Source organism: Moraxella cuniculi, from assembly GCF_900637105.1.
GTDB classification, from domain to species: Bacteria; Pseudomonadota; Gammaproteobacteria; order Pseudomonadales; family Moraxellaceae; genus Moraxella; species Moraxella cuniculi.
Genome location: NZ_LR134343.1, coordinates 1,064,281 through 1,084,104, shown reverse-complemented (window position 1 = coordinate 1,084,104; position 19,824 = coordinate 1,064,281). Strand labels below are relative to the sequence as shown.

The window sequence follows — 19,824 nt, the reverse complement described above, 5'->3', positions numbered from 1 at the left end:
CAAATAAACTACCTATCCAAACCAATCAAAGCAAGCAATATGACTGTTATTTTAAGGCTTGCATTTTTTGTAACTTCTTAATCGTCATGGCAAGCAGGCTCACCGCCGCAGGAGTAACGCCACTGATACGGCTTGCTTGCCCAAGTGTGGCAGGTCTGATATGGCTAAGTTTTTGGACAATTTCATTAGAAAGTCCAGACACTGCCTGATAATCAAAATCCATCGGCAAAGGCGTGTTTTCAAGGCGTTTGATTTGTTCAATTTCGTCATTTTGCCGCTCAATGTATCCTGCATATTTTACAGCAATCTCAATTTGCTCACCAACTTCGGCAGCGACCGTGCTGTCTGACACTTTGGCAATGTCGGCAAAGCCGATGTTTGGACGCTTTAATAAATCCAGCAGTGTATTTTCTTTGCTTAGCACCTCGCCTGTATTTGCCATGAATGCCTTGCCGATGGCATTGGTTGGCGTTGCCCAGATCTCTGTCAAGCGAGCAGTTTCACTGGCAATGTCTTCCATTTTTTGATTAAATTTTACCCAGCGTATTTCATCCACCAGACCCAATTGGTATCCGATGGCTGTCAGACGCTCATCGGCATTATCCTCACGCAACAGCAGGCGATGCTCGGCACGACTGGTAAACATACGGTATGGTTCATTGGTGCCATGCGTGATTAAATCATCAACCAACACGCCCAGATAAGCCTCGTGTCGTTTTGGTGTCCACGCCTCTTTTTGTTGCACCGCCAAGGCTGCATTTGCCCCAGCCAACAAACCCTGTGCTGCCGCCTCTTCATAGCCTGTTGTGCCATTGATTTGCCCTGCAAAATACAGCCCATCGATTGATTTGGTCTCAAGTGTTGGCTTGAGATTTTGTGGATCAAAATAATCATATTCAATAGCATAACCCGGTCTTGTGATATGAGCATTTTCAAGCCCACGCATACTGCGGATAAATGCCACCTGCACATCAAATGGCAGGCTTGTTGAGATGCCATTTGGGTACAATTCATGCGTTGTCAGCCCTTCAGGCTCAATAAAAATCTGATGGCTGTCTTTGTCAGCAAAGCGGTGAATCTTATCCTCAATAGAAGGACAATACCTTGGTCCAACGCCTTCGATTTTGCCACTAAACATCGGACTTCTGTCCAAATTGGCACGGATAATCTCATGCGTACGCTCATTGGTGTGTGTAATATAACAAGGAATTTGTCTAGGGTGCATGGATACATCACCCAAATAACTCATCACAGGCAAAGGCGTATCGCCCTCTTGGACTTGCATGACCGAAAAATCCACCGTGCGTGCATCAATGCGTGCTGGCGTGCCCGTCTTTAGCCGACCGACTGGCAGCTTTAACTCACGCAAACGATCTGCCAAGCGAATCGCTGGCATATCCCCCGCCCGACCGCCGCTTTGGTGCTGCAAGCCAATGTGAATCACCCCACCCAAAAAAGTCCCAGAAGTCAGCACCACCGTATGCGTGTTAAAACGCACGCCAGTTGCAGTTGCCACAGCGACCGCTCGGCCATTTTCGACAATGACATCATCAACCGCTTGTTGAAACAGATCCAGATTTGGTTGATTTTCTAGCACATGGCGAATTGCCGCCTTGTACAAAATACGGTCAGCTTGAGCCCGTGTGGCACGCACCGCCGCTCCTTTTCGGCTATTTAGCACACGAAACTGAATGCCTGCCTTGTCCGTTGCCAGTGCCATCGCACCGCCCAAGGCATCAACTTCACGCACCAAATGCGATTTGCCAATGCCGCCAATGGCAGGGTTGCAGCTCATCTGACCCAAAGTTTCAATATTATGCGTAATTAGCAAAGTCGCCACGCCCATGCGAGCTGCTGCAAGTGCCGCCTCCGTGCCAGCATGACCACCACCAATGACAATCACATCATAAGTCTTAGGATAAGTATAAGTGCTTGTATTCATTCAAGATTTCCGATTTTTGCTGATTGTTAAATTTGTCAGCGACATAAAGCCAAATAAATTTGGCGTTATTTTAGCACAGTTTTATGACAAATTCGCCCACTGATAAACAAACCTTGCCAATTGCATTTTTTGTCATTATCGCTTATTATAAGTCTTTTGCTTATTGATATTATCATGAAAATTATTCGCCTGCTTATTATCACAGCCACCTGTTTATTGCTGTCTGCCTGCGTGCATAAAGTTGTTACCACCCCTGCCAAAATCGCCTACAAAACCACCAAAGGTGTCGTCAAAGGCGGCATCGCTGTCGGCAAAGCCATCACAGGCAAAAAAGACAAGCAAGGCAAAAAAGAAAACGACAAAGAATAATCCACCGCACACAAGGATTATTTGAACCTACCAGTTTGCCGATTGTGATTACTCTGCCAATAATAAAATAGCAGTCAATTTTAAAAATTTAAAAAACAGTTGCACAATGCCATCATAATTTGGTAAAATGGTCGCTGTTTTTTGAGAGCCCTTCGTTTCCCAACTCCAAAAACAAATAAAATCAAGCCATGCTTGAGATTTTTATTTGTATTACTCTCAAACTCAACTAAATAGGTTTTATATGACTACTACTATCAGTGCCAAGCCTGCTGAAGTTGTACATGACTGGTATGTCGTGGACGCTGAAGGCAAAACTCTAGGTCGCCTAGCTTCTGAAATTGCTTCTCGTCTGCGTGGCAAACACAAGCCATCATACACACCGCATGTAGATACTGGCGATTATATCGTTGTTATCAACGCTGACAAAATTGCTGTAACTGGCAAAAAAGCTCAGGACAAAAAATACTATCGCCACACTGGCTACCCAGGCGGCATCAAAGAAACCAATTTCACCAAACTACTTGCTCACAAGCCTGAAGATGTATTGTTCAAAGCCGTCAAAGGTATGCTTCCAAAAGGTCCTTTGGGTTATGCAATGATTAAAAAGCTAAAACTGTATGCAGGTAGCGAACACCCGCACACAGCTCAGCAACCTCAAGTACTAGACATCTAAGGAGACATTATGGAACGCAATTACGGCACTGGTCGCCGCAAGACTTCTACCGCTCGTGTTTTCTTGTCTAAAGGCACAGGTAACATTGTTGTAAACGGTAAATCATTGGACGAATACTTCGGTCGCGAAACTTCTCGCATGGTTGTTCGTCAGCCACTAGAGCTACTTGAACTAACCAACAGTGTTGATTTGTACATCACTGTTGTTGGTGGTGGTATTAACGGTCAAGCAGGTGCAATTCGCCACGGTATCACTCGTGCATTGATTGAGTCTGACGAAAGCTACAAACCTGCACTAAAAGCAGCTGGCTTCGTTACTCGTGATGCTCGTGAAGTTGAGCGTAAAAAACTTGGTCTACGCAAAGCACGCCGTCGTCCACAGTTCTCAAAGCGTTAATACCGTTTTGGTTGTACAAAAGCCCTCATTTGAGGGTTTTTGTTTTTTTAATCAAAACACACAAGCCTCACCGCCCTCTTTATTACACCAATCACCCTCACAATTTAAATAGCACCTTATCACTTCCGCCAAACCTAGCTAATATTCTAAGAAAATTTTGTACTTTTGTGCAATTTTTCATCAAACAATGCAGAAAAATTTCTTAAAATATGGTAACATTGTAGCGATAAATTTTTAGCAAAATAGTTGCTTTTTATAGATTTTATAAATTGATAAGTTAATATTATTTTATAAAATTGACTTTTTTATCAAATCAACAAAAATTTTATGACTTTTTTTGCCAACTTTGTCGCTGAACAATTTCTTTTATTACAAAAATAGCTTAAAATAGTCATATTAAATAAACATAGGCACAGCAAATGTGGTTGTTGTGATAAATTGTTTCTCATAATAGCCACACACCCAGTATGGGAATATCCCCATTCTTTCTCTGGAGGAAATTTTAATGAGCCATGCCGAAGGCGTGAATGTGAAACGCCGTAGAGTCCTTATCGCAACCACCGCCGCCATCGGTGCGGTTGGTGTTGGTGCGATTGCCACTCCATTTGTCAAATCTTGGTACCCAAGTGCCAAAGCCGAAGCAGCGGGTGCAGCTGTTACCCAAGACATCGCTGGCATTGAGCAAGGTCAAATGGTTACCCTAAAATATCGTGGCAAGCCAATCTTTGTCGTCAAACGCACCGAAGAAATGGTGGCAAATCTAAGCAAAGTTACACCCAAACTTAGCGATCCAAATTCTGAAGCTTCCGTTCAGCCCGAAGACTGCAAAAATGAAACTCGCTCAATCCAACCTGAAATCTTGGTTGTAGAGGGTGTGTGTACGCATCTTGGTTGTGCACCAACATTCCGCCCTGAGGTCGGTGCGGCAGATTTGGGCGGTGCTGACTGGTTTGGTGGCTTCTTTTGTCCTTGCCATGGCTCGCTGTATGACTTGGCTGGACGCGTTTATAGTGGCGTACCTGCCCCTACAAACCTACCAGTGCCAATCTATAGCATCGAAGGTACAATCTTGACCGTTGGGGAGGCTTAATCATGAGTATCGCGAAAAAGTTCATGAGCTGGGTGGATGCACGCTACCCTGCAACCGAAACTTATGAATACCATATGTCCAAATACTACGCACCAAAAAATTTCAATTTTTGGTATTTTTTCGGTGTGCTGTCGATGGTCGTTTTGGTAAACCAGCTGGTAACAGGTATCTGGCTGACCATGATGTTCAACCCAAGTGCCGAAGGGGCATTTGCTTCGCTTGAGTATATCATGCGTGATGTTCAAGGTGGTTGGTTGATTCGCTATATGCACTCAACAGGTGCTTCGGCGTTTTTTATCGTAGTTTACCTACATATGTTCCGTGGTCTGATGTATGGCTCATACAAAAAGCCGCGTGAGTTAGTTTGGCTTATTGGTATGGCCATCTATCTATGCTTGATGGCAGAAGGCTTCTTTGGCTACTTACTACCTTGGGGCAATATGTCGTTTTGGGGTGCTCAAGTTATCCTAAACCTACCTGCTGCCATTCCGTTTATCGGTGATGGTCTGTCAGAATGGGTGCGTGGTGATTATCTAATCTCTGGCATTACTCTGAACCGTTTCTTTGCTCTGCATGTCATCGCCATTCCGCTGGTGTTGGTTGGTTTGGTATTTATGCATTTGGTTGCCTTGCACCATGTTGGCTCAAACAACCCTGACGGCATTGACATCAAAAAACTCAAAGACAAAAACGGCGTACCACTTGACGGCGTACCATTCCACCCTTACTACACCGTACATGATATGGTTGGCATTGTAGTATTCTTTATCTGCTTCTTTGCTGTGGTATTTTTCGTCCCTGAAGGCGGTGGCTATTTCTTAGAAAAACCAAACTTTGAAGTTGCCAATGCCCTAAAAACACCACCTCTGATTGCCCCTGTGTGGTACTATATGCCATTTTATGCAATCTTGCGTGCCGTACCGCACAAACTGGGTGGAGTCATTGCAATGGGTGCAGCGATTGCCGTACTATTTGTTCTGCCATGGCTTGATCGTTCGCCTGTTCGCTCAATCCGCTACAAGGGCATTTTGTCAAAAATCGCTTTGGCTATCTTTGTTATTAGCTTTATCATTCTGGGTTACTTGGGCGGTACAGCCTCTACCCCAACAGCAACCATTATTGGTCGTATCTGTACAATACTGTACTTCTTGTATTTCTTATTGATGCCGATTTATACATCAATTGAAAAATGCAAACAACCACCAGAACGCGTTACAGGAGGCCACTAATGAAAGCACTTAATTCTTTGATTAAATTTGGTGCAGGTGCAGTATTGGTCGCCGCTGGTGCTTTTGCTAGCACCAATGCCATGGCTGCCGCTACCAAAGGCTGTGGCACTTATACCGAAGCTGATGGCACAACCGTTACCCTAGAATGTAGCAAAGCACCGATTGATTTGACCAACAAAGGCTCGCTACAACGAGGTGCAGCAATGTTTATGAACTATTGTGCAGGCTGCCATTCAGCACAATATGTTCGTCATTCACGCATCGCCAAAGATTTGGACATTCCACCTGAATTGGTCGAAAAATACTTGATGGTTACCAGCAAGTCAATTGGCGATCACATCACCGCTGGCATTGACCCTGAAGTACAAGGGCAGTGGTTCGGTGCAGCTCCGCCAGATTTGTCGCTTGAGACTCGTCTGCGTGGTGATGATTGGGTATATACTTATTTGCTGTCTTTTTATGAAGACCCAAGCCGTCCTTGGGGAGCAAACAACCTTGTCCTTGCAAACGCTGCCATGCCTCATGTGCTGATGAATTTGCAACAAGAGTTGGGCAAACAAGAGTACGAATCACGCGTTGGCGACTTGGTAAACTTCATGGCATGGATGGCTGAGCCTGTGCGTCATCAACGCAAAATCTATGGTGCATATGTCATCTTATTTCTACTAATCTTGTTGATTCCAGTTTATCTGCTCAACAAAGAATTCTGGAAAGATGTCAAATAAATTGCCAAGCCGTACCATTAATGACCGATGCCAACCATCGGTCATTTTTATTGACCTTAGTGCAGCACCAATGCAGCTTGACATTTTGCCATCAATCACACAATTTTAAGATTTGGATTTTTTTAAGAAAATACAGACTTTAAATAAAAATTTTGCTAAACTAGTAACTTAAACCATATCATGAATCATCATGGCAAATTCAGCACATTGTTTCTCAACACAATTTACACTCTATGCCGACCATGGGCTAAACAGCCATGTGGTTCGCTTATTGCTTGAAGAAAAACAGCTGGATTATCGGTTGATTGTTATCGAAGACGAACGACCCGAAGAGCTGATTGAACTCAATCCCTATCATACTTTGCCGATTTTGGTCAATCGCGATGTCGCTTTGTATGAAATTAATGTTATTTTTGAATATTTGGAAGAACGCCATCAAGCACCTCGCTTGTTGCCTGCCATGCCCAGTGAGCGTGCCAAAATGCGGCAATTGGCTTGGCGAATCCAAAAAGATTGGCTCAGTCAGGGGTATACGCTACTTACCCACCCTGATAGCTTTGATGAAATACAGGCACACCATGCCAAAAAATCCCTGTGCGATTCTTTGGTAACTCTCGCCCCCTTGTTTGGTTATCGGCCTTATTTTATGTCAGATGATTTTGGCTGGTGCGATGTATTGCTCTTGCCGCTGCTTTGGCGATTGCCACAAATGAACATCAGCCTGCCCACGCATTTGGTTAAGCCACTACTTGACTATCAGACCGAGCAATTTTCTCGCAAAAGTTTTTTATCCAGTATCAATTTTGAGGACATATCATGACTCCAAAACGCCCTTACATCATACGAGCCATGCACGAATGGATGGAAGATAACGATTATACCGCTTATCTCTTGGTTGATGCTAGCCATGCCGAGCTTGTGGCACCGCTTGAGTATGCAATTGATGAACGCTTGGTGCTGGCAATCTCTTATGCAGCCACCCAAAATCTACACATTGACAATGATGCCATCAGCTTTGAGGCTCGCTTTGGTGGCGTTTCTCACAAATTGTGGATTCCTATGCAGGCGGTTATGGCTATTTATCCCAAGGAAAATTCTGAGCAAATCACATTGTTTGACCCCAGTGAGTATGACGGATATCAGCCCACGCCAAAAGATAACGACAAGCCCACTGATAATAAACCAACACTGCGTATCTTAGATTAGCATTATGGGCAGTTTATGCCAAATAAAATGTGCTTTTCACAAGCATAACTTTTGCAATCTCACCCTAGCTCATTTTGCTGGGATTGGCATATCAACCGTTGTTGGTTATTATTAGCAAATAACGGAAAAAAGCTGCCCATCAATGAGCAGCTTAACAGCTTCCTACAAAGCCTTGCAATTAGGAAAAACCGTTCATGGTAAAATCTCTACCATAATGGTTTCTCCGCTTTGCACGCTTGAGCGGGCAAAACCCATCACACGGGAAGTCATGCCCAGCTGATATCAAATCAGCTAAAACGCAACTTCTCAAAAGCGAATTTGCCCTCACGCCATTCAACAGAAATCACATCGCCTGCCACGAATGCACCTGACAACAAAAGCTGTGCCAGTGGATTTTCGATTTCTTGGGTGATGGCACGCTTGAGCGGTCTGGCACCAAATACAGGATCATAGCCCACCGCCACCAAATGTTGCATCGCCTCATCGCTTAGCACCAGCCCAAGCTCACGCTCTTTTAGGCGACTGCGTAATCTTTCCAGCTGAATCTCTGCAATGCCAGCCATCTGCTCCTGACCCAAGCCATGAAATACGACAATCTCATCAATGCGATTGATAAATTCTGGGCGAAAATGTGCCGTTACCGACTCCATGACCGCTGATTTTAGCGTCTGATAAGGAGCATCAGGTGCTGCAGAGATTGCTTGGCTACCCAAATTGCTAGTCATGATGATGACGGTGTTTTTGAAATTCACCACACGACCCTGACTGTCAGTCAGACGGCCATCATCAAGCACCTGCAACAAGATATTAAACACATCTGGGTGTGCCTTTTCCACCTCGTCAAACAATACCACACTGTATGGCTTGCGGCGTACCGCTTCGGTCAAGATACCACCCTCTTCATAGCCCACATAGCCCGGAGGTGCACCCACAAGACGAGAAACGCTATGCTTTTCCATAAACTCACTCATGTCAATACGCACCATCGCCTCTTCGGAGTCAAATAAGAAATTGGCAAGTGCTTTGGTAAGTTCGGTCTTGCCAACGCCAGTCGGCCCCAAAAATAAGAACGATCCGCTTGGTTTATTCGGGTCTGACAGACCAGAGCGACTGCGGCGAACGGCATTCGCCACGGCAACGACCGCCTCATTTTGCCCAATCACTCGCTCATGCAGCACCGCTTCCATTGCCAACAATTTATCACGCTCACCTTGCAGCATTTTGGCAACAGGAATGCCTGTCGCTGCCGATACCACTTCAGCAATTTCGTTATCGCTGACTTTGTTGCGTAACAATTTTGGCGTCTGACCTTCATCACTTTGCTCTTCTAACTGTTTTTGCAGCTCAATAATTTCACCGTACTGCAACTGGGATGCTCGAGCATAATCACCCTCTCTTAGTGCCTTATCCAGCGTGATGCGTGCTGCATCAAGTTTGGCTTGCAAAGTCTTGCTTTTTTCCACGCCTGCTTTTTCGGCTCGCCAGACTTGCTCAAGCTCATCGTACTGCTTTTGGGCATCGTCAATCTGTGCCTGCAATGAATTTACTTGCGATTTTGCCCCTGCGTCTTGTTCATGCTTTACCGCTTCTAACTGCATTTTTAGAGCAATGATACGGCGATCTAATTTATCCAAACTTTCAGGCTTGCTGTCTAGCTCCATCTTGATACGGCTGGCAGCCTCATCAATCAAATCAATTGCCTTATCTGGCAATTGGCGATCGGTAATATAACGATGACTCATCTTGGCAGCAGCGATGATTGCCGAATCCAGAATTTTCACCCCATGATGCAGCTCATAACGCTCTTTTAAACCACGCAAAATCGCAATGGTGTCCTCAACACTCGGCTCATCAACCAATACCTTTTGAAATCTACGCTCCAGTGCTGGATCTTTTTCAATATATTGGCGATATTCATCAAGCGTTGTCGCACCCACACAGCGTAATTCACCTCGTGCCAAGGCAGGCTTTAACATATTGCCCGCGTCCATCGCACCGCTGGTTTTGCCTGCACCAACCATGGTGTGCAGCTCATCAATGAACAAAATCACATTGCCATCTTGCTTAGATAGTTCATTTAGCACAGCTTTTAGCCGCTCCTCGAACTCGCCATGATATTTTGCCCCTGCGATGAGCGACCCCATGTCCAAAGACAGTACCGTCTTGTTTCGTAGGCTCTCTGGCACTTCACCATTGACGATGCGTTGTGCCAAACCCTCAACAATGGCGGTCTTGCCAACACCTGCCTCGCCAATCAATACAGGATTGTTTTTGGTACGGCGTGAAAGCACTTGCACCGTACGGCGAATCTCGTCATCACGACCAATAACAGGGTCAAGTTTGCCAGCTGCCGCTCGCTCGGTCAAGTTAATGGTGTATTTTTCGAGTGCTTGTCTGTTTTGTTCGCTGTTTTGATTATTCACTGTTTCATCTCCTCTGATTTTCATAATTGTTTGCTTTAACTGCTGCTCATTCACCTCTGCTGCCACCAGTGCTTTGTGCGTCGTTTTGTCATAGAACAACGCAAGCAGCAACCATTCAACCGCCACATAATCATCGCCTGCTTCGGCTGCGTATTTTTCAGCTGCCTCCAACACTCTTACGGTCTCGGGCGAAATGCCCACCTGTGCTGCACCAGTGATGATGGCTTGGTGCGATAACAATGTTTTGGCTTGATTGCTTAGCACTGGCATATTCGCCTGTGCCGCCTGCAATATCGCTGCTGCTGTCTGATGCTCACTCGCCACCGTTAATAAATGCACAGGGGCAATCGCTGTATGCTGCTGATCGCCAGCCAAGCTCTGAGCTTTTTGCAACAGCTCTTGCAATGTGCGTGTGTATTTGTCAAAATTCATTATCGTCCTCAAAATTTTTGTCAGATAATTTATTAAGTTTAATTAAAAATTAATACTTAAAATTATCTTATTGCATTGTTAGCGATTATATGGTAGGCATTGGATAATTTTTCAATAAAAAAACAAATTTGTCTCAATATTTATTTGTAAGATATTGTTTTTATTATAAAAATTTAAATTTATTTTCTTTCCTTGTAATTTATAAAAAATACCCCATAGTAACAAAAATTTTTGACAAAACAAATTTTCTTAATAATAAAAAAGCACTTAAGCTTTTGCCTAAGTGCTTGATGGGCTATGGATATCAGCCCAGTATCAAACTATCATCACTAATCTTTTCGCCACGAGTTTGAGTAAATAAGTCTAACAAATCCTGCACCGTCATGCCCTTACGAGCCTCGCCTGAGACATCAAGCAGCACTTTGCCTTGATGCAGCATCACAGTGCGTGTACCGTGTGCCAATGCCTGTTGCATTGAATGCGTTACCATCATTGCGGTCAGCTGCCCCTGACTGATGATTCGGTCGGTCAAATCCAGCACAAAAGCTGCCGTCTTTGGGTCGAGTGCCGCTGTATGCTCATCAAGCAACAAAATCTTTGATGGTTGCAAACTTGCCATCAATAAGCTCACCGCCTGCCTTTGGCCTCCTGACAGCAGCCCCATGCGGTCGGTGAGGCGATTTTCTAGACCGAGTTTTAAGATGGCTAATTTTTCACGAAACAGCTCGCGATTTTTGGCATTTAATGCTCCTGACACGCCACGCACACCGCCACGCTTAAATGCCAATGCCATATTTTCTTCGATGGTGAGAGCCTCGCAAGTGCCAGCCATCGGGTCTTGGAATACTCGTGCCACCTGCCCTGCACGGCGATGGGTGGGCAAATGACTCACCTCTTGCCCGTCGATTTTTATGCTGCCGCTATCAACACGCACCGCACCACTGATGGCGTTTAAAAAAGTGGATTTGCCCGCACCATTGGTGCCAATGACGGTAACAAATTCCCCTTTGGCGATTGATAAAGACAGTCCTTGCAAGGCAGGGTTTTCAATTGGTGTACCTGCATTAAATGTCAGGCGTAAATCAGTTGCTTGCATCATAAGTGGCACTCCTATTGTTTTGTCTTGCGTTTGCCAACCAGCTTGTGCTTATAACCTGACAACACAAGCAGAATAATCACCAAAATAGCAGTGATGAGATTCAAATCTTGCGAGCGAAAGCCCACATCACGCAACAGCTCGCTAGACATCGCCAATTGCACAAACAACTTATAAATCACCGAACCTAATAATACCGACAAAGTAATCCAAAAAATGCGTTTGGCTGACAATACCGCCTCGCCAATAATCACCGCCGCCAGACCGATGATGATGGTTCCGATACCCATAGACACATCAGCAAAGCCCTGCGTCTGCACAAATAACGCACCTGACAACGCAATCAGTCCATTGGAGATTGCCATGCCCAGAATAATAATCCCTGAAGTGTTGATGCCTTGAGCCTGTGCCATGCGTAAGTTTGAGCCTGTGGCACGCATCGCAAGCCCTGTCTCGGTTGAAAAAAACCAGTCCAAAAGCAGCTTGACAACAATCACAATGGCAGCAACCACGGCAATTTTGGCAGGCGTACCAAATTGCGACACCGCATCAAATACAGTCGGCTCGCCAAGCAGTGATAAGTTGGGAGCGTTCATGATTCTAAGATTTATTGAATACAAGGCAGTCATCATCAAAATACCTGCCAAAAGATGCAAGATACCCAATTTGACATGCAGCCAAGCAGTTATCATACCTGCCACCATGCCTGCCACCATACCAAACAGACAGGCAAGCCACGGATTAAATCCAGCAATAATCGCCACGCCTGCAACTGCACCTCCCAAAGGAAAACTGCCGTCCGCTGTCAAATCTGGAAAATCCAAAATCCGAAAAGAAATCAGCACACCAAGTGCCATCAAGGCATAAATCAGACCGCTTTCTAGCGCCCCAAATAACGCAATCAAACTCATGGGCATTACTCGCCATCAAAAAATGCTTATTATAACAAAATCACTGGCACAATAGAATTATCATTTGTACAAAACCCAAGCAGTTGATACCGCTTGGGCTTGAAGTTTGTAGCACAAAAGAAAATATGCCACAAAATTAACCAAAAATCCACACGACAAAATCAATCAATGACTTTGGTTGCTCTGTCCAGCACTTCTTGTGGCAACTGTACGCCTTGTTCGGCGGCGTGTTTTTTGCTAATGTACAAATCCAAATTCTCTGAAATATACACAGGAATATCGGCAGGTTTTTCACCCTTTAGCACACGAGCGATGATTTTGCCCGCCTGTTTGCCCAAATCAGTATAGTTCACGCCCATGGCTGCCACCGCCCCTCGCTCAACAGTGCTGGTATCCGCCGAAATCAAGGGTATTTTTGCCTGTTTTGCCACCTGATACAGTGCCTCATAAGCATTAATGACATTATTGTCAGTTGAGGTATAGATAACATCAACCTTGCCAACCAAGCTGTTTGCTGCCTGTGTAATGTCGCTGGATTTTTGGGCTGGTGCCTCGATAACTGTAATACCAAGCGGAGCAAGTTTTTCTTTGAGATTTTTTAAGACAACGGTTGAATTAACCTCGCCTGGGCTATAAACATAGCCAACATTTTTTACCGTTGGAATCAGCTGACGAATCAGCTCAATTTGTGGCTCATAAGGCAAAACATCAGAAGCACCTGTAATGTTATTGCCAGATGATTGTAAATTATTCACCAGCTTTGCCTCCACAGGGTCGGTAACCGCCGAAAATACCACAGGAATCGTTGAAGTGGCAGCGGCGATCGCTTGGGCTGATGGCGTGGCGATGGCATAAATCGCATCAGGATTGTCAGCGACAAACTGCTTGGCAATTTGTCCTGCAGTTGCCATGTTGCCCTGCGCTGACTGGAAATTCACCGTTAAATTTTCGCCTTCTTTAAAGCCTTCGGCAGCCAGCTGCTCCAACGCACCTTGACGAGCCGCGTCCAAAGCAGGATGCTCAACAATGGCGGTAATGGCAACACGCTTGGCATCATCAGCTGCCTTGTCGGTGGTTTCGTTGGTGGTCTTATCGCCACAGGCACTTAGCAGCAGTGCTGCAAGGCTGGCACATAAAGTAGTTTTTAATAACTTTTTCATAATACTCTCTTAATATACAATTAATCACCTAGGCAGACTTGCTTTGTTTGTGGTGAGTGATATTTACAATCACACCAAAACACCAAGCCTGCTTTGGGCTGGCTAACCCACTGATTGGCGGTTAGTTTTGTGCTTGGCGGGCAGGCACGGTATCTACATTAATACTGTCTTGCAGTTTGGTTAAATCAACAGTAACCCCTTGTGCTGCAGCGTGTTTTGGGCTGATAAACAAGGTCAGCTCGTTCATTACCGCTGGGCTGATTTCATTGGCTTTTTTGCCATCTAATACTTGGGCGACCAACTTGGCGGTTGCCAAACCAAAGTCATAATCATTCACGCCCAAAGCAGCCGTTGCTCCACGACGCACCGAAAATTCATCAGAGGTGATGACAGGAATTTTTAGCTCATTTGCCACCTGCACCATTGATTCCATCGCCGATGCTACACCATTATCCAGTGATGTGTATAGCAAATCAACCTTGCCAGCCAAAGAACGGGTCGCATCACCAACATCGCTTGAGCGATTTGCTGGCACATCCACCAAAGTCATGCCGTATTTTGGCAAAAGCTCAAGCAGCTGATTTTTTATTGCCACCGAATTTGCCTCACCGGGGCTGTATACAAAGCCAATGCGTTTGGCTTCTGGCTTGACTTTGCTGAACAATTCAATCTGTGGCTCCAGAGGCAATTGGCTTGACAGACCTGTAATGTTGGCTTGCTTGGCTTGATTATTTTCATCAATCAATTTGGCAGCCACAGGGTCTGATACTGCCGTATAAACCAAAGGAATACTGCTGGTTGCTGCTGCAAGACTTTGGGCAGTTGGTGTGGTGATGGCAACGATTGCATCAGGATTGTCAGCGACAAACTGCTTGGCAATCTGCCCTGCGGTTGCCATACTGCCCTGTGCAGACTGAAAATTAATTGTCAGATTTTCGCCAGTTTTATAGCCCAAACTTGCCAAACCATCAATCACGCCCAAGCGAATATCGTTTAGCGAAGGATGCTCAACAATTGCCGAAATTGCCACCTTTTTGTTGGCTTTTTCTTGGGTTTTAACCGCCTGATTGCTGGATTTTTCAGCAGTATCGGTACTCTTAGCAGAATCATTACAGCCCATCAACGCCACTGCAATCATCGCTGGCATCACTTGAGCAAACTTATTACGAGGCAAATTCATCACAGTCTCCAAATCATCAATGATTAAATATCACCTGATTGTAACACAAAATCAACAAAAAGGGGTATTTTTGATAATACTGTAACAAAACAAATAAAGCCCCTTTACAAGGCTTTATTTGACATCACCACACTTTGACAAACTTAGTAGGTTTCATTGGTCTCAACAATGGTAATACCATCGCTTGTTTGCTCGGTTTGCTTTGGCTCGACTGGTGATTTGGCAGACGATGCATCGGCAGAGCGAGTTTCAGCAGGCTTTGGCTTGGCTTGTGCTTTTTCGGCAGCCTCTGCTGTTTTGGCAGAGTTTATCTGAGCCTGAGCTTGAGTGCTGCGTTTGCTGATAATTGCTGGCTGCTGGTTGCTTGCTTGAGCCTTGGCGGACTCGGTAGGCTCGGCTACTTTGGCAGGTGCTTTTTGTTCTGGCTGTCTGGTTCTGGGCAACTCATGTGATGGCGTGCGATTGCCTGTTGGCGTGCGTACCGCTTGATTGTCATGAGCTGCATCTGCAACAGAGTTTTGGCGTTCGATTCGGGTGGTGATTTGAGCATCACTGTTTATCTGTGCTGGTTGCGATGGCATACGCTCAACCACCTGAGGCTTGCTTACGCCATAAGTCGCATTGCTCATATCAACCTGCGTATTGCCCACCGCTGCCAACAAAATATCAGCAATCAAATTAATGGCATTGTGATTGTTGTTATACATAACCACATCGCCACCAACCAGCTGATAAGTAACTTGCTTGGCGACAATTGTGCCATTATTTAACTCAACCTGATCTTGAGTGGCTCGTTGCAACAAAGTCGCCCCTGACTGAGCAAAAGCATACTCCGCTGCGACCAAATCTTGATTATCAATGGCAATTGCAACATCAACCATGCAACTGTCAGCAAAATTTGTCGGATTCTGGCTGTCAATACGCACTGTATTTAGTCGCTGATTTAATGCGGTTTGGGTTGCCAAATTTTGCTCTGGCGATAGCCCTACCAAACGATTCATTGCCGCTGACAAGATGGCATTTTTGATAGACAAATCCAATCGACTCTTTAAGGCACTGTCCTCGCATACCGAATCCAGCTTTTGCACCACAGGTTCAGCAACTGCGACATCTTGTGTTTTTGGCTGCTCATCACAACCTGCCAATGCCCATGCCAATGCTGCTGACACGCCAATAACTTTGATGGTAGATTTTTTCATCGTGATACTCATCGCTATTTAGTTTTTCTGTTCAAGCAACCTGCCCTTATGCCAGCCATAAAATAAGCCCATACTCATCTGGCTGTGCTATAATAAGGCATTAATCCACTTGATAAACCAGCTCATTATAGCACAGCTTAGCCAACAAATAATCAAAATAAACCCAACAAAATGCACAGATACATTTATCCGTTCAACTTTTACAAAAGATTAACATGACCAAGCACATCAGCGATAGAAATTTTGACGACATCAGTGAGCATTTTGCCAAAAAAGTCTATGGCGGCATCAAAGGCCGCATTCGCCTTGCCGTACTTTGGCAGGATATTGACGAAGCCATCACCAACCACCCAAAAGATAGCCTGCGTGTACTGGATGTCGGAGCAGGATTGGCACAATTGAGCCTCATGCTCGCCAACAATCATCAAGTTACCATCAACGACATCTCTGCCAATATGCTCCAGATGGCAAAAGATAACGCCAAAGCACTCGGCGTTGAGCAAAAACTGCGTATCATTAACTGCCCCTATCAGCAGCTAAGCGAGCAACTTGCAGGTGAAAAATTTGACCTAATCTTATGCCATGCCTTACTTGAGTGGCTTGGCGAACCCGAAAAAATCATGGCATTTTTTGATCAATTTTTGGCAAAAGATGGCATACTTTCGCTGTGCTTTTATAACCCTGCCAGTAAAATTTATCGCAATCTGGTGATGGGGAATTTTTATCAGCTGGATACGCCACGCCCAGCCGACAACAAAAGCCTCACGCCCAATCACCCTGTGGCTGCCGACACTGTCGAAAACTGGCTAAATCAACACGGCTATCAAATCATGTTGCGTTCAGGGATTCGTGTTTTTTCTGATTATGCACCGCTAAAACGAGGCGGGCTGAATAACCCTGATGCTGTGGTGCAAATGGAGCTAAAATACGCACGCATGATGCCATTTCGGCAAATGGGTCGGTATTTGCACTTGCTAGCAAATAAACTTAGTGATTAGCCAGTCTTATCAATCTGATTATCAAGCAGGTTTTGCCTGCTTTTTTATTGTTAATAAATAAAAATTATATTGATAAAATCTTAAAAAGTTGCTCAAAATGCGTGCAATTTTTTAACCATACATATTAACAATAAAACAACGATATGATAAAATAGTTCAAAATTTATCCATATTTATATACTCTGATGCGGAGTGAAATCAACCCATGTTTTCATTTCTATCCATAGAATTTTCGTTATTATTTATTGGTTTTTTGGCGATTTATTGGTTGTTTCGCCATAGACCCAAATGCCAAAATCTGCTACTTAGCTGCCTAAGCTACTTGATTGTCTATCTGATGGCAGGCGGGCAAGCTGTCTTGATATTATTTATCTACACCATTTTGGTATTTTTTATCACCAGCATGATGGATCGCAGTCAGTTTAAAAAGCGATGGCTCGCCCTTGGTGTAATTTTCACCCTGCTTAACCTTAGCGTATTTAAATATTATGATTTTTTCAAACAAACAATTCAGCTAAGCCTAGATGCCCTGCAGCTTGATTCGTCAGGCTTGATGGCAAATATCATCTTTCCGCTGGGCATTTCTTATTATTCATTTCAAGGCATAAGCTACATGGTCAGCCGCTATCAGCAGGACGAACAAACGCCACGCTTTGGCTTTATGGAACTGCTACAGCATTTGTCATTTTTTGCCACCATCAGTGCAGGTCCTATCGCTCGTGCCAAGTCGGCAGCAGGATTGACCGACATACAGGGCAAACCCTGTGGCATGAGCGAACAAATCCGCACCATCGCACCACGGCGGATTTTGTTGCCGACTGTGGCTCTGGCACTGATTTTGTTGGCATTAATCAAAAAATGGTGGCTGGCAGGTTGGTTGGCTGACAATTGGGTCAATCCAATCTTTGCCAACCCCATGCAGTACCATAGCCTAGAAGTACTGGTGGCGATTTATGCCTACACTTTGCAGTTATTTTTGGACTTTTCGGGCTATAGCGAGATGATGGTGGCGTTTGGTTTATTGCTCGGTTTTCGTTTGCCCATAAACTTCAAAGCACCACTCATCGCCCATAATATTCGTGTTTTTTGGGACAGATGGCACATCAGTCTATCCACATGGATTCGTGATTATATTTACATTCCCTTGGGTGGTAGCCGTGGTGGCTTTGCCAAAACACAAATCAATCTGATGATTGCCATGGGATTGTCTGGCATTTGGCACGGCTCAAGCATTAATTTTTTGCTGTGGGGATTGTTGCACGGCTTGGCGATTGTACTGCTAAACTGCACCGACAAGCTGCACCAAATCCTCTACAAAAGCACCCCAAAAACCGCACGCAATGCCCTCTATCGGCAAGGCTGGCTGGGCAAAATGCTGGGTATTTTTTTCACCATCAATTTTGTGGCATTTTGCTTTGTGTTTTTTCGAGCAAGCAGCTGGAATGATGCTACGCAGATTTTTCAGGCATTGGTATTTAATTATCAAAACATCGCATGGAGTGCCAATCCTTTGTATATGCTGGCGATTTTTGTGGTTGCGTGGCTTATTTATCCGTGGTACACACGCCACACGCCTGCCATTGTGCGTTTTTTCTCTTGCCTGCCAAAGGTTGTCATCATCAGCCTATTGCTCATTGGGTTATTAACGGTCATTATCTTTGCACCATCAGGGATTCCAGGGTTTATTTATGCCAATTTCTAAGCAATCATCAACGGACAATAATCTGCCAACATACCCCACAGCCAAGCATATCAATCTAGATGACTATCCTGTGGATTATATGCACTCAAAAAGCTACAGCTATCTTTTGGCGGTGCTGTGCTTTTTTGCAGCATTGTGCCTATGGGTCATGCAAAACTCGGTCAATGCCTATTATCTACAAACCTACCACAAAGACAGCCCCTTGTTGTACCTAAACAACAAATTTGACGCGTGGAAAAAAGGCGGCGAAATCGGCAACCAATTATACGCTTGGCATGGTCAACTCACCGATAATATCACGAATAAAAATCAACAAGTGGTTGATTATTTTAATAAAAATTTTGCCTACACTCCGCAATATCTTGCCAAGCAGCAGCTGATACAGTCCAATCAAGCACCCAAAGCACAAGACCAAGTATCTAGCATACAAGCATCCACTACAGATGTGTATATTCTGCGTACTGGCGATGAAATCTTTTTTGCTGGAGACTCTATGATGCAAGGCGTTGCACCGCATGTGCAGCAATATCTTCAAAAAAATTACAATATAAAATCAGTAAATCTATCCAAACAAAGCACAGGACTTGCTTACCCAAGCCTATTTAACTGGCCAAAAACCATCGAAGAAACTTTGGCAAATAATGCCAATATCAAGATTTTGGCGGTATTTTTGGGGCCAAATGATCCATGGGATATGCCCGACCTAACCAATGGCGGTCAGTTGAAATTTCAGACCCCACAATGGGAAGCGGGCTATCAAGCTCGCATGGCAAGCATTCTTAATACTGCCAAAAACTACGGCGTAAAAGTTATCTGGATTACGCCACCAAATATGAAAAAAGCAAAACTAAATGAACAGATGATTTATTTAACTGCCGTCATGAAAGCCGAGCTGCAACGCCACGATGTCAAGGTTTTGGACGCACGCGAACTGTTAGGTACCAGCAACGATGTTTACAATGATTATCTTGTAAAAGATGGCAAATCAATTAAAATGCGTAGCTCCGATGGCATTCATTTTAGCGTACAAGGGCAAAAACTGATTGCAAAAGCCCTACAAGATGAGCTGACCATTATCACAGATTAACCGAGT

At 44.6% G+C, this 19,824-nt stretch carries 18 protein-coding genes; 11 read left to right on the top strand and 7 right to left on the bottom strand.

Annotated elements, in window-relative coordinates:
• Positions 1-46 precede the first annotated feature (46 nt).
• Positions 47-1,942 (bottom strand): tRNA uridine-5-carboxymethylaminomethyl(34) synthesis enzyme MnmG, encoded by a 1,896-nt coding sequence (gene mnmG / locus EL162_RS05025; protein ID WP_126330548.1) that lies wholly within the window; start codon positions 1,940-1,942, stop codon positions 47-49.
• Between the two features lie 174 nt (positions 1,943-2,116).
• On the opposite strand from mnmG, the gene EL162_RS05020 reads away from it, so the two are divergent.
• From EL162_RS05020 to EL162_RS04985, 8 genes are all read left to right on the top strand, one after another.
• A complete protein-coding gene (locus EL162_RS05020; protein ID WP_126330546.1) occupies positions 2,117-2,311 on the top strand; it encodes an NF038104 family lipoprotein in 195 nt (64 codons plus the stop codon).
• Positions 2,312-2,552: 241 nt separating this feature from the next.
• Positions 2,553-2,984: a 50S ribosomal protein L13 gene (rplM, locus tag EL162_RS05015; protein WP_076554329.1), complete on the top strand. Its 432-nt coding sequence runs from the start codon at positions 2,553-2,555 to the stop codon at positions 2,982-2,984.
• Positions 2,985-2,993: 9 nt separating this feature from the next.
• Positions 2,994-3,380 carry a 30S ribosomal protein S9 gene (gene rpsI, locus EL162_RS05010; RefSeq protein WP_076554328.1) on the top strand — a complete coding sequence of 129 codons (387 nt, stop codon included), beginning with the start codon at positions 2,994-2,996 and terminating at the stop codon, positions 3,378-3,380.
• A gap of 505 nt (positions 3,381-3,885) precedes the next feature.
• Entirely contained in the window at positions 3,886-4,470 is a 585-nt protein-coding gene (gene petA, locus EL162_RS05005) for a ubiquinol-cytochrome c reductase iron-sulfur subunit (protein ID WP_076554327.1), read from the top strand.
• 23 nt (positions 4,471-4,493) lie between these two features.
• Complete coding sequence (locus EL162_RS05000) at positions 4,494-5,699, top strand: cytochrome b (RefSeq protein ID WP_197719011.1); 1,206 nt, start codon at positions 4,494-4,496, stop codon at positions 5,697-5,699.
• A complete protein-coding gene (locus EL162_RS04995) occupies positions 5,699-6,424 on the top strand; it encodes a cytochrome c1 (RefSeq protein WP_126330544.1) in 726 nt (241 codons plus the stop codon). Before EL162_RS05000 ends, EL162_RS04995 begins: the two co-directional genes overlap by 1 nt.
• Positions 6,425-6,614: 190 nt before the next feature.
• Positions 6,615-7,244 (top strand): glutathione S-transferase N-terminal domain-containing protein, encoded by a 630-nt coding sequence (locus EL162_RS04990; protein ID WP_076554324.1) that lies wholly within the window; start codon positions 6,615-6,617, stop codon positions 7,242-7,244.
• Positions 7,241-7,630, top strand: coding sequence for a ClpXP protease specificity-enhancing factor SspB (locus EL162_RS04985; RefSeq protein WP_126330542.1), 390 nt, complete (start codon positions 7,241-7,243; stop codon positions 7,628-7,630). Before EL162_RS04990 ends, EL162_RS04985 begins: the two co-directional genes overlap by 4 nt.
• A gap of 287 nt (positions 7,631-7,917) precedes the next feature.
• Here the strand turns inward: EL162_RS04985 and clpB are convergent, their stop codons facing one another.
• From clpB to EL162_RS04955, 6 genes are all read right to left on the bottom strand, one after another.
• Positions 7,918-10,485: an ATP-dependent chaperone ClpB gene (gene clpB, locus EL162_RS04980; protein ID WP_126330540.1), complete on the bottom strand. Its 2,568-nt coding sequence runs from the start codon at positions 10,483-10,485 to the stop codon at positions 7,918-7,920.
• A gap of 304 nt (positions 10,486-10,789) precedes the next feature.
• Positions 10,790-11,584, bottom strand: coding sequence for an ABC transporter ATP-binding protein (locus EL162_RS04975; RefSeq protein WP_076554321.1), 795 nt, complete (start codon positions 11,582-11,584; stop codon positions 10,790-10,792).
• 11 nt (positions 11,585-11,595) lie between these two features.
• A complete protein-coding gene (locus EL162_RS04970; protein ID WP_126330538.1) occupies positions 11,596-12,492 on the bottom strand; it encodes an ABC transporter permease in 897 nt (298 codons plus the stop codon).
• Positions 12,493-12,653: 161 nt separating this feature from the next.
• Entirely contained in the window at positions 12,654-13,652 is a 999-nt protein-coding gene (locus EL162_RS04965) for an ABC transporter substrate-binding protein (RefSeq protein WP_126330536.1), read from the bottom strand.
• A gap of 121 nt (positions 13,653-13,773) precedes the next feature.
• Positions 13,774-14,832, bottom strand: coding sequence for an ABC transporter substrate-binding protein (locus EL162_RS04960; protein WP_126330534.1), 1,059 nt, complete (start codon positions 14,830-14,832; stop codon positions 13,774-13,776).
• Between the two features lie 143 nt (positions 14,833-14,975).
• The gene (locus tag EL162_RS04955) at positions 14,976-16,031 is read right to left on the bottom strand and encodes a hypothetical protein (RefSeq protein ID WP_126330532.1); all 1,056 of its coding nucleotides are present in this window, start codon (positions 16,029-16,031) and stop codon (positions 14,976-14,978) included.
• Positions 16,032-16,246: 215 nt separating this feature from the next.
• Between EL162_RS04955 and EL162_RS04950 the strand changes: the two genes are divergently transcribed.
• The 3 genes from EL162_RS04950 to EL162_RS04940 all read left to right on the top strand — a co-directional run bounded on the left by EL162_RS04950 (position 16,247) and on the right by EL162_RS04940 (position 19,818).
• Positions 16,247-17,029 (top strand): methyltransferase domain-containing protein, encoded by a 783-nt coding sequence (locus EL162_RS04950; protein ID WP_126330530.1) that lies wholly within the window; start codon positions 16,247-16,249, stop codon positions 17,027-17,029.
• A gap of 205 nt (positions 17,030-17,234) precedes the next feature.
• Positions 17,235-18,731 carry an MBOAT family O-acyltransferase gene (locus EL162_RS04945; protein WP_126330528.1) on the top strand — a complete coding sequence of 499 codons (1,497 nt, stop codon included), beginning with the start codon at positions 17,235-17,237 and terminating at the stop codon, positions 18,729-18,731.
• On the top strand, positions 18,718-19,818 hold the full coding sequence (locus EL162_RS04940) for an SGNH/GDSL hydrolase family protein (protein ID WP_126330526.1): 1,101 nt from the start codon (positions 18,718-18,720) through the stop codon (positions 19,816-19,818). Before EL162_RS04945 ends, EL162_RS04940 begins: the two co-directional genes overlap by 14 nt.
• Positions 19,819-19,824: the final 6 nt, after the last annotated feature.